This is a genomic window from Actinoplanes sp. NPDC000266 (assembly GCF_042899005.1).
Lineage (GTDB): Bacteria > Actinomycetota > Actinomycetes > Mycobacteriales > Micromonosporaceae > Actinoplanes.
Map to the genome: position 1 here is coordinate 181678 of NZ_JBIAZI010000011.1, position 13925 is coordinate 195602.

General features: G+C 70.6%; 11 protein-coding genes. 5 read left to right on the top strand and 6 right to left on the bottom strand.

The features are described from left to right. The first annotated feature begins 37 nt into the window (after positions 1–37). Positions 38–1522: an aminopeptidase P family protein gene (locus tag ACFY36_RS38360; RefSeq protein ID WP_499750808.1), complete on the top strand. Its 1485-nt coding sequence runs from the start codon at positions 38–40 to the stop codon at positions 1520–1522. Here ACFY36_RS38360 and ACFY36_RS38365 read toward each other — a convergent pair. Next, entirely contained in the window at positions 1519–2247 is a 729-nt protein-coding gene (locus ACFY36_RS38365) for an aminoglycoside adenylyltransferase domain-containing protein (protein ID WP_499750809.1), read from the bottom strand. The genes ACFY36_RS38360 and ACFY36_RS38365 overlap by 4 nt on opposite strands. A 74-nt stretch (positions 2248–2321) precedes the next feature. Here ACFY36_RS38365 and ACFY36_RS38370 point away from each other — a divergent pair, with 74 nt between their 5' ends. Continuing rightward, positions 2322–3059 carry a metallophosphoesterase gene (locus ACFY36_RS38370; protein WP_499750810.1) on the top strand — a complete coding sequence of 246 codons (738 nt, stop codon included), beginning with the start codon at positions 2322–2324 and terminating at the stop codon, positions 3057–3059. Here ACFY36_RS38370 and ACFY36_RS38375 read toward each other — a convergent pair. Both ACFY36_RS38375 and ACFY36_RS38380 read right to left on the bottom strand, forming a co-directional pair. Next, complete coding sequence (locus ACFY36_RS38375) at positions 3041–3940, bottom strand: SDR family NAD(P)-dependent oxidoreductase (protein WP_499750811.1); 900 nt, start codon at positions 3938–3940, stop codon at positions 3041–3043. The genes ACFY36_RS38370 and ACFY36_RS38375 overlap by 19 nt on opposite strands. Positions 3941–3982: 42 nt before the next feature. After that, on the bottom strand, positions 3983–4480 hold the full coding sequence (locus tag ACFY36_RS38380) for a hypothetical protein (protein WP_499750812.1): 498 nt from the start codon (positions 4478–4480) through the stop codon (positions 3983–3985). A gap of 287 nt (positions 4481–4767) precedes the next feature. Here ACFY36_RS38380 and ACFY36_RS38385 point away from each other — a divergent pair, with 287 nt between their 5' ends. Both ACFY36_RS38385 and ACFY36_RS38390 read left to right on the top strand, forming a co-directional pair. Further along, a complete protein-coding gene (locus ACFY36_RS38385) occupies positions 4768–5187 on the top strand; it encodes a YciI family protein (protein WP_499750813.1) in 420 nt (139 codons plus the stop codon). Next, positions 5160–6473: an RNA polymerase sigma factor gene (locus ACFY36_RS38390; RefSeq protein WP_499750814.1), complete on the top strand. Its 1314-nt coding sequence runs from the start codon at positions 5160–5162 to the stop codon at positions 6471–6473. Before ACFY36_RS38385 ends, ACFY36_RS38390 begins: the two co-directional genes overlap by 28 nt. Here the strand turns inward: ACFY36_RS38390 and ACFY36_RS38395 are convergent. The 3 genes from ACFY36_RS38395 to ACFY36_RS38405 form a co-directional block, all read right to left on the bottom strand. Further along, complete coding sequence (locus ACFY36_RS38395; protein ID WP_499750968.1) at positions 6441–7211, bottom strand: class I SAM-dependent methyltransferase; 771 nt, start codon at positions 7209–7211, stop codon at positions 6441–6443. The genes ACFY36_RS38390 and ACFY36_RS38395 overlap by 33 nt on opposite strands. Positions 7212–7278: 67 nt before the next feature. Continuing rightward, entirely contained in the window at positions 7279–10494 is a 3216-nt protein-coding gene (pulA, locus tag ACFY36_RS38400; protein ID WP_499750815.1) for a pullulanase-type alpha-1,6-glucosidase, read from the bottom strand. 31 nt (positions 10495–10525) lie between these two features. Further along, entirely contained in the window at positions 10526–10915 is a 390-nt protein-coding gene (locus ACFY36_RS38405; protein WP_499750816.1) for a DUF6841 family protein, read from the bottom strand. Between the two features lie 191 nt (positions 10916–11106). On the opposite strand from ACFY36_RS38405, the gene acnA reads away from it, so the two are divergent. Then, entirely contained in the window at positions 11107–13884 is a 2778-nt protein-coding gene (gene acnA, locus ACFY36_RS38410; protein ID WP_499750817.1) for an aconitate hydratase AcnA, read from the top strand. The last annotated feature ends 41 nt before the right edge of the window (positions 13885–13925 follow it).

Below are 13925 nucleotides of genomic sequence, written 5' to 3' on the forward strand. Positions count from 1 at the left end.
AACGTCGGGGGCGGATCGACGATCGGAGGCAACACCCATGGCCGAGCAGGGTGACGTAACCAAGGGCAAGGCGCAGCCCGCCGCGAAGACGGAGTCGCACGACCCCGGCTTCCCCGAGGCGTTTCTGCAGTTCATGCGTACCGGGTGGCGTGAGGACCCGATCGCTGTGACGCCGAAGCCCGAGGTGCCGAACTACGCGAAGCGCCGGGCCGCGCTCTCCGAGGCCTTCCCCGGCGAGACGCTGATCATCCCGAGCGGCAACGAGAAGGTGCGCGCCAACGACACCGATTACACGTTCCGCCCCGGCAGCGACTTCGTCTACCTGACCGGCGACCGCGATCCCGACAGCGTGCTCGTGCTGCGGCCGAGCGGCTCCGGCCACGACGCGGTGCTCTACACCCACCAGCGCAACTCGAAGGACACCGACGCCTTCTTCCGCAGCCGCAACGGCGAGCTGTGGGTCGGCCGCACGCACACGCTGGGCGAGAAATCGACCGAGTTGGGCGTCGAGACCGCCTCGCTGAGCGAGCTCGGCGCGGCCTTGGCGAATTCGGCGCCGGGCCGCACCCGGGTGCTGCGAGGCCTCGACGCGGCGGTCGACCGCACCGTGCTGGCCTACGAGCCCGACCGCGACAAGCCCCGCGACCGCGAGCTGGCCTGGGTGCTCTCCGAGCTCAAGCTGATCAAGGACGAGTGGGAGATCGCCCAGCTCCAGGCCGCGATCGACGCGACGGTCCGCGGCTTCGAAGACGTGGCCCGCGTTCTGCCCGCCGACCGCGGGGTCAAGGAGCGGCTGCTCGAGGGCGTCTTCGGCCTGCGCGCCCGGCACGACGGCAACGACGTCGGCTACACCTCGATCGTGGGCGCCGGCCCGCACGCGACGATCCTGCACTGGGTGCGCAACACCGGCGTGACCACGCCGGGCGAGCTGCTCCTGATGGACATGGGCGTCGAGGGCGACAACTTCTACACCGCCGACGTGACCCGCACGGTGCCCGTCTCCGGCTCGTTCACCCCGCTCCAGCGCCAGGTCTACGACATCGTCCACGCGTCGCAGCAGGCCGGCATGGACGCCATCAAGCCCGGCGTGCTGTTCCGCGACGTTCACAAGACCTGCATGCGGGTCCTCGCCGAGGGGCTGAACGACCTGGGCCTGCTCCCGGTCAGCGTCGACGAGGCGATGAGCGAGGAGAGCACGATCTACCGCCGCTGGACGCTGCACGGCTTCGGCCACATGCTCGGCATCGACGTGCACGACTGCAACAACGCCCGCAACGAGAACTACCGCGACGGCGAGCTGAAGGAGGGCTACGTCCTCACGGTCGAGCCCGGCCTCTACTTCCAGCCCGAGGACGACCTGGTCCCCGAGGAGCTGCGCGGCGTCGGCGTCCGCATCGAGGACGACGTGCTGGTCACGGCCGACGGCTGCCGCAACCTGTCGGCCGGCCTGCCGCGTTCCTCGGCCGACGTCGAGGCCTGGCTCGCCTCGCAGCGCGAGGCCGGCCCCCGCCTGCCCGGCTAAGCGGTCTCCGTCTCCTTCAGGACGGTCTCGAGCACCACGGCCAGTCGCGCCGGATCGATCGGGGTGGGGTCATCCTGTTCGATCCGGCGGATCGCCTGACGGACCGCGATCAGGCTCGGCCGCCGCTCGAGCGCCCAGCGACCGGCCTCGGCCTTGGGCACATGACGACCCTCGACCGCGAGGTGCCAGATACGGCACGCGGTCAGCACCATGAGCGCGGCGTTCTCGTCGTCGTCGGTCAGCCCCAGCCAGGTCCGGAGCCACTGGCGTCCGCGATCGACGATCCAGCGGGCCGGAACGAACCCGATCACCTCGGCCGGCGGCGCCCCGTGCAGCGCCTTCCCGTCGGCCCGGGCCAGCGACAGTTCGGCGAGCAGGTCGGGCGCCGCCCCGGCGCGGCGCTCCACCTCGAACAAGCCCTCGTACCGCCCGACGTGCAGTTCCAGGGGCGGCTGGGGTGACGGCGCCGCAGCCGTCTCCGCGAGCACGACGTCGAGGTCGACGCCTGAGGCGTAGCCGTCCAGGTCGGCGTCGCGGACGGCGGCCTCCAGCGCGTCCATCTGCCCGTCGGTGAGGCGCTCGGTGGTCACGGCCAACAGGTCGATGTCGCTGTGACCCGGCCGGAAGCCACCGGCCGCCAGGGAACCGTGCAGGATCACCGACCGGGCCGACGATCCGAGTACGCCGGCGACGGCGGCCGCGATCCGCTGAGCCGGGGCGGTCATGAGCGGGCGTTGTTGCCGGTAAGCCGACAGAGCGAGCGGTCCACAAGGGCGAAGCCTAGCCATACGATTGCGGCGTGAAGGTGATTGCCCATATCAGCGACGTCCACATCGATGGCGAGGACCGCAGCGTCGAACGCGCGGGGCGTGTCATGCGTTATCTCGCCGGCCTTCCGATTCCGGTCGACGTGGTGCTGGTGACCGGGGACATCGCCGACCACGGCCACGCCCAGGAGTACGAGCGGGCACGCCAGGTGCTCGACCTGCCGGTGCCGACGCTGCTGTTGCCCGGCAACCACGACGTCCGCGAGGCGTACCGCAAGATCCTCATGGAGGAGGAGCCGACCGGCGGGCCGATCAACGCGGCGCACCGGGTCGGCGGCATGTTCTTCGCGATGTGCGACTCCAGCATCCCGGGCCGCAACGACGGCCTGCTGGCGCCCGAGACCCTCGACTGGCTGGACGCCGAGCTGACCGGCGCCGCCGGCCTACCGGCCTTCGTCTGCTTCCACCACCCGCCTGTCTCCTTGCAGGTGCCGTTCATCGACGAGATCCGGCAGTACGCCACCGAGCGCCTGGCCGAGATCGTCGCCGGCCACGACAACGTGGTCGCGGTGCTCTGCGGCCACGCCCACACGGCCGCCGCCAGCATGTTCGCCGGCAAGCCGATGCTGGTCGCGCCCAGCGTCGCCTCGACCCTGCTGTTTCCCTTCGAGGGCGACGAGGTGATCACCCGTGAGCTGCCCTCGATGCTGGCCTTCCACATCCTCGACGACGAAGGCCGGCTGACCACCCACTACCGCGTCGTGCTCTGACGAGGGTCCAGCCCGGTCAGCTCCGCCGAGAGGTCCCACAGCCGCTCGCCCTCCGGCCCGTCGGTCGGATAGGTCTCCGTGGCCGCGCAGTCGCGGCAGTAGGAGCCGCCGAACGGCTCGGCGGCGGGTGAGGTCGCCGCCCAGACCGGCGTCGCGGCGCCCTGGGCCGCGCTGCGGAAGAGCCCCGGCGCCGGCGCACCGTCGGCGTCGATCCACCCGGCCTCGATCATCTCCGTCTGGGCCAGGTGCCGTTGCAGGGGCGAGAGCACCCACCCGGGGCTGGCCGAGAAGGCGAGCATCCCGAGCTTGTCGAGGTGGTGGGCGAACAGGACGGTGGCGAGCTTCGACTGCCCGTAGGCGGCCCACTTGTCGTACCCACGGGTGAAGTGGACGTCGTCCCAGCGCATGCGGTCCTCCGGCGATCGCCCCGAGGCGACCATGACCACCCGCGCCGCTCCGGCGGCCTGCAGCGCGGGCCACAGCCCCGCCACCAGCGCGTAGTGCCCGAGGTGGTTGATCGCGAACTGGGCCTCCCAGCCCGGGCCCACCCGCGTCTCGGGGCAGGCCATCACGGCCGCGCTCCCGATGACGATGTCGACCGCCGGGCGATCGGCCAGGATCTCTCCGGCGGTCTTCTCCACGGAGGTGAGATCGGCGAGGTCCATCGGCCGGATGTCGATCCGCCCGTCGCGCAGCGCCTGCCGGGCCACCTCCGGCCGGCGGGCCGGAACGATCACGTAGGCCCCGGCGCCGGCCAGAGCGAGCGCCGCCTCCCGCCCGACGCCGGAATATCCGCCCGTCACGACGGCGGTGCGGCCGCTCAGGTCGACACCGGCGAGCACCTGGGCGGCCGTGCTGTGCGCATCGAAGCTAGTCGTCATGCCGGCGAAGCTAGGCGTTCGAGCGCACTCGAGGTCAAGAGGTCACGAGGCGGCGAAGTCGCTCACGCCGAAGCATTCGGCGCCGCTCGGGCCCTCCTCCGAGACGTTGATGGACACCTTCACCGGGAGGCCGTCCGGGGTGTACGTCCGGGTGACCTCGCCGCCGTCGTCGGCGGCCGTCTGCGCGTTGTCGAGCAGCTGCCGGAGGGTGAAGGCGTCGATCTCCTCGCCCTGGTCGCCGGTGACCGGGCCCAGATCGACCTCGCCGGTGCTCGACGGGGCGGCGGCCGAGGCGTCGAGCCGCTCGGTCGACGCCACCTCACCCGATTTCACGGTCACCCGGTAGCGCCCCAGCGGTTTGGCGTCGTCGCAGCCGCGGGAGAGGACGTACGAGTAGTTCGCCGGCTCCGTCCACGGCGGCGCCGAGGTGACCACCGACGGGGAGGGCGTGACGAAGGTCGAGGACTTCGGCTCGTCCGACGTGCATCCGCCGATCGCCGCCACCAGGGCGATGCCGCCAAGGGCCCATGCGAGCCGCACTGTCAACCTCCGGGATCACGCCCGCGGGTGCGGGGCAGGGGACCCGCAATCTAGCGCAGCCGTGCACCCTCACCGGCTGCCGGGCCGTGTCGCTGTGGAGTTGTCAAGGAACGCGATGCCCACTCTGGCCCGGCGGGCGGGAAATGAGGAGAGCCGAAGGTAGGTGCCGGCCCCCTACCAAAGTCGGGGTAAAAAACTTCGGGAACCCCGTCGATAGGAGGGTCCGCCGTTCGACCTGTCAGTGAGAAGGTCGACGAGCGACCGCTCCAGACGCGAGGAGAGCAACGATGGCCAAGTACATGCTGATCATGCGAAGCACCGACGAGGCCCTGGCCAAGATGGTCGAGACCCCCTTCGAAGAGATGCTCGAGACGGTGGGCCGCTTCAACGAGACGCTGATCAAGGCGGGCGTCCTGATCGCGGCCGAGGGGCTCGACGACGCGGCGCAGGGCGTGGTGGTCGACTACAGCGGCGAGACCCCGGTGGTCACCGACGGGCCCTACGGGGAGACCAAGGAGCTGTTCGGCGGGTTCTACATCATCGACGTCGCCTCGAAGGAGGAGGCGGTCGAGTGGGCCAAGCGGATGCCGGCGTTCCCCGGCGCGAAGACCGAGATCCGCCGGGTGCCCGGCATCGACGAGTTCCCGCAGGACAACGAGTGGGTCATCAGGGAGCGCGCGTGGCGCGAGCAGACCGGCCAGCTCTGAGCACCGCGAAGGACACGCTCGAGGCCGTCTGGCGCATCGAGTCGCCCCGCATCGTCGGCGCGCTCGCCCGCTACACCGGCGATCTCGATCTGGCCGAGGACGTCGCCCAGGAGGCGGTGGCGGAAGCCCTGGTCTCCTGGGCGCGTGACGGCACGCCCGGCAACCCGGTCGGCTGGCTGCTCGCCACCGCCCGGCGCCGGGCGATCGACAGCTTCCGCCGTCGCGCCGCCCGCGACGAGCGATACGCGCTCCTGGCCGCCGGCGACGAGCGATACGCGGCACCGGCCGGCGACGACAGGCGATACGCGGGCGGCGGCGAACGGTACGCGGCGTCTGCGGGCGGCGACCAGGGCGATCTGCTCTGGGACCCGGACCGGGTCGACGACGACATCCTGGCGCTGATGTTCGTGGCTTGTCACCCGGTCCTCTCGCCCGAGGCCCGGGTGGCGCTCACCCTGCGTACGGTCGGGGGTCTGACCAGCGAGGAGATCGCGCGGGCGTTCCTCGTGCCGGTGCCGACCATCCAGGCGCGCATCACCCGGGCCAAGAAGACGATCGCCGCGGCGCGGGTGCCGTTCGAGCTGCCGCCGGCCGATGAGCGGAAGCCCCGGCTCGGCGGCGTGGTCAGTGTGCTCTACGTGATCTTCACCGAGGGGTCGGGGGCGATGCGCCAGGATCTGGCCTACGAGGCCATCCGCCTGGCCCGGATGCTGGCGGCGCTGATGCCCGGGGAGCCCGAGGTGTACGGCCTGCAGGCGCTCTTCGAGCTGACGGCCGCGCGCTTTCCCGCTCGTACGGGCCCGGACGGCGAGCCGATCCTGTTGGAGGACCAGGACCGGAGGCGGTGGGACAGGTCGGCCATCCGCCGCGGCCAGGCCGCGATCTCCCAGGCCACGGCGGTGGGCCGAGGGCTGGGGCCATACGGGCTGCAGGCCGCCATCGCCGCCTGCCATGCCGCGGCCGCCTCGGTGGCCGAGACCGACTGGGACAGCATCGTCCTGCTCTACGAGGCGCTCGGCCGGGTCGCGCCCTCACCGGTCGTCGAGCTCAACCGGGCCGTCGCCGTCGCGATGGCCGTCGGGCCGCTGGAAGCGCTGGCCATCGTGGACGACCTGGCCGCCCGTGACCGACTGCCCGGCTCCCACCTGATCCCGAGCGTCCGCGGCGAGCTGCTCACCCGCCTGGGCCGGGTCGCCGAAGCGCGCGCCGAGCTGGAGCTGGCCGCCCGGCTGTGCACGAACGCGCGGGAGCGCTCAGTCCTGCTGCGGAAGGCGGGTGAGCTCTAGCACCAGCAGGTCGCTCTCCTCGTCGACCGGGCGGGCCACCCGCTCGGTGTCCACGGCGGCGTCGAGCGCCGCGAAACCGTCGAGGATCTCCTCCTCGGTCAGGCGTTCGAAGGTGGACGAGCCGCGCAGGCGCAGGCGGTCGGCGTAGTCGGAGAGGCTGTCGGCGATGCGTTCCTGGACGCGGTCGACGGTCACGTAGGCCAGGCCGGCCTCGGCGAAGTCCTCGATCAGCGGGTCCATGCGCGGGAAGACCTGCTCGTCGACCAGGCGCGCGCCCGGGAAGTAGCTGTACCAGAGCAGCTCGGGCATCCGGTCGGGGAACGAGCTGCGGATCAGGACCCGGCCGCCGGGCCGGAGCACGCGCGCCACCTCGGCCGCCGCCGCGCGGTGGTCGCGCACGTGGTGAAGCACCAGGAAGAGCAGCACCAGGTCGCAGCTCGCGTCGGGCAGCGGGATCTCGGTGGCGGAACCCTCCAGATAGGTCACCGCCGGGTGGGTCGCGTTGGCCTCGGCCGCCTCACGCATGCGCACCGACGGCTCGACACCATAGACCGGGCCACCGAACTCCTCGGCCAGCAGCGGCGTGAATCTTCCCGTGCCCGAGCCGAGATCGAGCACGGTCAGTGGGCGTCCCGCCGGCGCGTGCCGGGCGAAGGCGCGCAGCCACTCGGTCATCGTCTCGGGCGGCAGCGCCCGGGCCCGGGCGTAGACCAGATGCTGCCGCTCGTCGTAGTTCACCTCACGCAACGGCTCCCCCTTCCGCGCTGGGTATACCGTCCCATTCTCCACCCAGGGGCAGCGAGACTCACGGCGCGTCGGCCACGAAGACCGCCACCGAGCGCCCGGGCACGGTGAGCAGGTCGCCGGCCGCCGTGGCCGTGCGCAACAGCGGATCGGCCGAGCCGGAGATCTCGGGGTGAAGGCGCAGGTCGAGGCCGGCCAGCGCGGGCACCTCCTGCTGGACCGTCTCCTCGGTCGCGTTGAAGACCACCACGATCGTGCTCCACCGCGGATCGAGGCCGGTGCCGTCCAGGCACATGACGATCACGCCCGGGGTCTCGGCCGGGCCGCCCAGCGGGAACGTCAGGCGCCGCTGCACCTCCTCGGCCGTCGGCAGCCCGAAGACCGGCGACGAGCGCCTGATCCGCAACAGCTCGCGGTAGCGTTCGGCGGTCATCTCGATCGCGTCCGGCGGCGGCACCAGCGCCGGGTCGGCCAGCAGCGGCCGGGCCCGGTCCCAGTGGTCCTCGTTGTCCGGCGCGGGCGGCAGGCCCAGCCCGAAGCCGTTGCCCAGGGCCGGGTCCCAGCGGATCTGGTTGAACCAGTCGCCCGAGTTGAACGAGTTGCGGTCGAGCGATTTCGAGCGCAGCCGCTCGCTGCCCATCGCCACGAAGCCGACGCCCTGGCCGAGCACCACCAGCGACAACGCCAGGATCTGCATGCGCGCGCGATCGGTGGCCGATACCGGCCGGGGCAGCTTGAAGGCCATCGCGTCGTACAGGATCTCGTTGTCGTGGGCGTCGACGTAGTTGACCGTCTCGCCCGGCGACAGCGCGTACCCGCTCGGTGAGCCGTTGTAGTCGATCTGGGCGCCGCTCAGCTCAGCGCCGGTGTGCGTGACGAAGCGGTACGTCGACAGCGCGCCGGACAACCCCACCTTGATCTCGTCGTGGACGTACAACGGCGTCCGGGAGCCCAGCCCGGTCGCGAAGCCCGGCACCGAGGGGTCGCCGAACGAGCCGCCGCCGCGCACCGCGTCCCGCAGCCGGTCGTTGAAGGTGCCGATGCCCGTGCCGGCCATGTTGACCTGGGTGGCCTGTGCGAAGCGCGCGTCGTACGCCACCTCGCCGAAATTCCACCCCTCGCCGTACAGGTAGATGTCCTTGCCGTGGGGCAGATGGTCGAGCGTCACCCGCACCTCGAGGATGTTGGCGCGGGGGTGATGTCCCATCAGGTCGAAGCGGAACCCGTCGACCTGGTACTGCCGCGCCCACGTCTCGATCGAGTCGACGACCAGGCGGCCCATCATCGTGTGCTCGGTGGCCGTGTTCGGGCAGCAGGTCGACTCGGCGGTCGTGCCGTCGGCCAGCCGGCGGTGGTAGTACCCCGGCACGATCTTGTCGAGCACGCTGAAGCGGCCGAGCCCGTCGTGCATCGTGTGGTTGTAGACCACGTCCATGACCACACGCAGCCCGACCGCGTTCAGCGCCGCCACCATCGTGCGGAACTCGAGGATGCGCGACGGCCCGGACGGATCGACCGCGAAGCTGCCCTCGGGCGCCGTGTAGTGCCACGGGTCGTACCCCCAATTGAACCCGTCGCCGTCGGCGACCTCCATCACCGCCGCCTGCTGCGTCGGCGAATCGGGTGGGAAGGTCGCCAGGTCGCAGGCCGGCGTCGCCTGATCGGCCCGCCGATCGGGCACTGTCGCGAAGTCAAAGGCCGGGAGCAGGTGTACGTGAGTCAGCCCGGCCTCGGCCAGCGAACGCAGATGTCTCATCGAGTCGGACTCGAGGTGGGCGAAGGCGCCATAGGTTCCCCGCAGCGCGTCCGGCAGCGACTGGTCGAAGATCGAGAACTCCCGGATCGACACCTCGCTGATCTGCATGCGGGCCGGCGCCACCGGCTCCGGTTTGCTCAGGGCGTCCCAGCCCGGCGGGGCCAGCGCGGGATCGTCGAGATCGACCAGCAGGCTGTGCGTGGAGTCGGCCGCGAGACCCAGCGAGTACGGGTCGGTGACGCTGGTCGTCACCACCCGCTGCGCGGCCGGATGCCACACCTCGACGCGAAAACGGTAGTAGCGCCCCAGCCATTTGCGCTTGATCCCGGCCGACCACACGCCGGTCACGTCGTCGCGGTCCATCGGCAGGACCTTGGGATCGTCGGCCGGCGTACGGAAGATCTCGAGCGCGACGCTCTGTGCCGTCGGCGCCCACACCGCCACCGAGGAACGCTCGGCGTCCAGCACCAGCCCCAGCTCGGCGTCGGCCGCGTCGGCGTAGAGGTCGTCGAGCACCCCGGCCATCTGCACGCCGGTCAGCGCCGTGACCTGCCCCCGCGGGTCCTGCCCGACGACGAGCAGCTGCCCGCGCAGCAGCGACCCGAGCACCGCGTCGCCCAGCTCGCGCACCGAGAAGGCGCGGTAGGCCCGCAGGTGGGGGAACTTGCGGCTCTGCGCCTGGAACAGCCCGCCCGGCCGCGGCGTCAGCGGCACCTCGGCGTCGTCGCCCACCAGCGCGAACACCGCGGCCCGATCGGCCAGATCGCCGGGCAGCGCGATCGTCGTCCGGTCGACGAAGACGGCCAGGGACCGGGCCGGATCGAGCTCCGGCCCCAGCGTCGCCACATCGGGTTTGACGGGCGCCACCCTGCCCGCGACCAACCACAGCTCCCGAGCCACGGAAAGGTCGATCCGCTGGTCGTCGGGCAGGTCCTTCTCCTCGCCGCGATGCAGCACGAAGCGCAGCCCGATCGCGTCGGGACGGACCGGCACCCGGAAGACGGCGCCGAACGCGTCCCATGCCGAGGGCATGATCGGCGTACGCCAGACGGGCTTGGATTTTGTGCCTTCCCAGGCGTGCAGGCCCCAGCCGGCGTAGTCACCGTCGGGCCGCCGGTAGTGGATGACCACGTCGTCGGATGGATCGGATATGTCCGACGAACGGGGCGACGTGTAGATCGTCGGATCACCCGGCCTCAGCCAGATCTCGGAGACCGTCGACGGGTCGACGTGCCGGTCGTCCGCGACGTCCTTGACCCCGGCGCGATCAACGACGATGAACCCGACGTCCCGCGCGCCGGGCGCCAGCGCCACCCAGGCGAAACGGCCGTAGGAGTCCTCGCCCGCGAAAGGGCGGCCGCCCGGATAGCCGTTGACCTGCCCTGGCTCGATGTCACCCCAGGCGTGCAGCGACCATGCCGCATAGTCCCCGTCGGGCCGCACGTAATGCACGAGCAGCCACCGCGGCGAGGAGCGGACCAGGGAAGCGGGCGCGACGGAGTCGATCTCGATCGTGGTCACCGGGACATCCTCGCACCGGCGTATGACGGTTTCAGTGCGTAGCGACGACCGTGGTGATCCGAGGGCCGTGTTCGTCGACCCGAAGCAGGTAGCGGTAGCGCTCACCGGGCACCGCGTTGCCCGAGCTGTCGAGGTACTCCCACTCGACCGCGACCATGGTCAGCCGGGCCGACAGCGACTGCACCTCGGTCAACTGAGCGTGCGCGGCGACGATCCGCTGTTCCTGATACGCGGGGGCGGCGCCCAAGAACGACAGGGCGACGGCGGCCGGCGAGGCGAACGTGAAGCTGTACGAGTCGGCGACCACCATTCCGGGCAACGCGTAGCAGTTCGCGATGGCCGAGACGTCGCCACTGGTCAGCGCGGTCCCGTAGCGGTCGAAGAACTCGGTCAGCTCATCGGAATCGGTGGGTGCCTGCACGGTTCGAGGTGTGCCCGCGCTCCAACGGGAGTAAACGTGAGAGGGATGCCCGACCCCGCCTTGCGCGGCCTTACAAGACGGACGTACGGTTTACGGGAAACGTGAACCGAGAGTTAGGTATGCCTAACCCGAAGGCCGCTCATTCGGTGCGAAAGACTTGTCCGACGATCGCTGGGTGTGAAGGAGATGACGTGGCCAGCCTCGACACCTTTGGTGCGAAGAGCGAGCTGCGCGTCGGTGACGCGAGCTACGAGATTTTCACGATCGACAAGGTCGAGGGGCACGACCGCCTGCCCTACTCCTTGAAGATCCTGCTGGAGAACCTGCTGCGGACCGAGGACGGCGCGAACATCACCGCCGACCACATCCGCGCCCTCGGCGGCTGGGACCAGACCGCCGACCCCAGTGTCGAGATCCAGTTCACCCCGGCGCGGGTCCTCATGCAGGACTTCACCGGCGTGCCCTGCGTGGTCGACCTGGCCACGATGCGCGAGGCCGTGAAGGAGCTGGGCGGCGACCCGACCAAGGTCAACCCGCTCGCCCCGGCCGAGCTGGTCATCGACCACTCGGTCATCGCCGACCTGTTCGGCCGCGAGGACGCCTTCGCCCGCAACGTCGAGCTGGAATATCAGCGCAACCGCGAGCGCTACCAGTTCCTGCGCTGGGGACAGACCGCGTTCAACGAGTTCAAGGTCGTACCGCCCGGCACGGGCATCGTTCACCAGGTCAACATCGAATACCTGGCTCGTACGATCATGGAGCGCAACGGCCAGGCGTACCCCGACACGGTCGTCGGCACCGACTCGCACACCACGATGGTCAACGGCCTGGGCGTGCTGGGCTGGGGCGTCGGCGGCATCGAGGCCGAGGCCGCGATGCTCGGCCAGCCGGTCAGCATGCTGATCCCGCGCGTCGTCGGCTTCAAGCTGAGCGGCGAGATGCCGGCCGGCACGACCGCCACCGACCTGGTGCTGACGATCACCGAGATGCTCCGTGAGCACGGCGTGGTCAGCAAGTTCGTCGAGTTCTACGGCCCCGGCGTGAGCGCCGTGCCGCTGGCCAACCGGGCCACCATCGGCAACATGTCGCCCGAGTACGGCTCGACCGTCGCGATCTTCCCGATCGACGACGAGACGATCAAGTACCTCAAGCTCACCGGCCGTTCCGAGCAGCAGGTGGCACTCGTCGAGGCGTACGCGAAGCGTCAGGGTCTCTGGCTCGACCCCAGCGCCGAGCCGGACTACTCGGAGAAGCTCGAGCTCGACCTGTCGACGATCGTGCCGTCGCTGGCCGGCCCGAAGCGCCCGCAGGACCGGGTGCCGCTGAACGCGGCCAAGCCGATGTTCCGCGAGGCCCTCACCAACTACGTCACCGACTCCGGCCCGGCCGACGAGGCGAGCGAGGAGTCCTTCCCGGCCAGCGACCCGCCGGCCAACCACGAGGACTCGGCCGCCGACAAGCCGCACCACGTCCTGGTCAGCGCGGCCAACGGCGCCGACGGGCGCCCGTCCAAGCCGACCCTGGTCAAGGGCGAGGACGGCGTGGAGTACGAGCTCGACCACGGCGCCGTGGTGATCGCCGCGATCACCTCCTGCACCAACACGTCGAACCCGCAGGTCATGATCGGCGCGGCGCTGCTCGCCAAGAAGGCCGTCGAGCGCGGCCTGACCCGCAAGCCGTGGGTCAAGACCACCCTCGCGCCGGGCTCCAAGGTCGTCTCCGACTACTACGACCGGGCCGGCCTGACGCCGTACCTCGACAAGATCGGCTTCAACCTCGTCGGTTACGGCTGCACCACCTGCATCGGCAACTCGGGACCGCTGCCCGAGGAGATCTCGGCCGCCGTCAACGAGGCCGACCTGACCGCGGTCAGCGTGCTCTCCGGCAACCGCAACTTCGAGGGCCGGATCAACCCGGACGTCAAGATGAACTACCTGGCGTCCCCGCCGCTCGTGGTGGCGTACGCGCTGGCCGGCACGATGGACCTGGACATCACGACCGAGCCGCTCGGCACGGGCTCGGACGGCAAGCCGGTCTTCCTCAACGACATCTGGCCCAGCGCCAAGGAGATCGACGACGTCATCGCGTCGGCGATCGGGGCCGAGGGATTCAGCACGGCCTACTCCGACGTCTTCGCCGGCGACGAGAAGTGGCAGTCGCTGCCGACCCCCGAGGGCAAGACCTTCGAGTGGAGCGACGAGTCGACGTACGTCCGCAAGCCTCCTTATTTCGAGGGCATGGCGGCCGAGCCGACCGCGGTGGGCGACATCTCGGGCGCTCGCGTGCTGGCCAAGCTGGGTGACTCGGTCACGACCGACCACATCTCGCCGGCCAGCTCGATCAAGGCGGACTCCCCCGCGGGCAAATATCTGGCCGAGCACGGCGTCCCGCGTCACGAGTTCAACAGCTACGGCTCGCGCCGCGGTAACCACGAGGTCATGATCCGGGGCACGTTCGCCAACATCCGGCTGCGCAACCAGCTGGTGCCGGGCGTCGAGGGTGGCTTCACGGTCAACCACCTGACCGGCGACCAGACCACGATCTACGACGCGTCGGTGGCGTATCAGGAGGCGGGCGTTCCGCTGGTCATCCTGGCCGGCAAGGAGTACGGCTCGGGCTCGTCGCGCGACTGGGCGGCCAAGGGCACGATGCTGCTGGGCGTCCGCGCCGTCATCGCCGAGAGCTACGAGCGCATCCACCGCTCGAACCTGATCGGCATGGGCGTGCTGCCGCTGCAGTTCCCGCCGAAGACGAACGCGGAGTCGCTGGGCCTCACCGGCACCGAGACCTTCACGATCACCGGCGTGACCGCGCTCAACGACGGCGACACCCCGCGCACGGTCAAGGTCCGCACGGACACCGGCATCGAGTTCGACGCCGACGTCCGCATCGACACGCCCGGCGAGGCCGACTACTACCGGCACGGCGGCATCCTGCAGTACGTCCTCCGCAAGATGCTCAACTCGTAGTCCCACCCGGCACGACTTCGGCGGGTCGCTCAGGCCCGCCG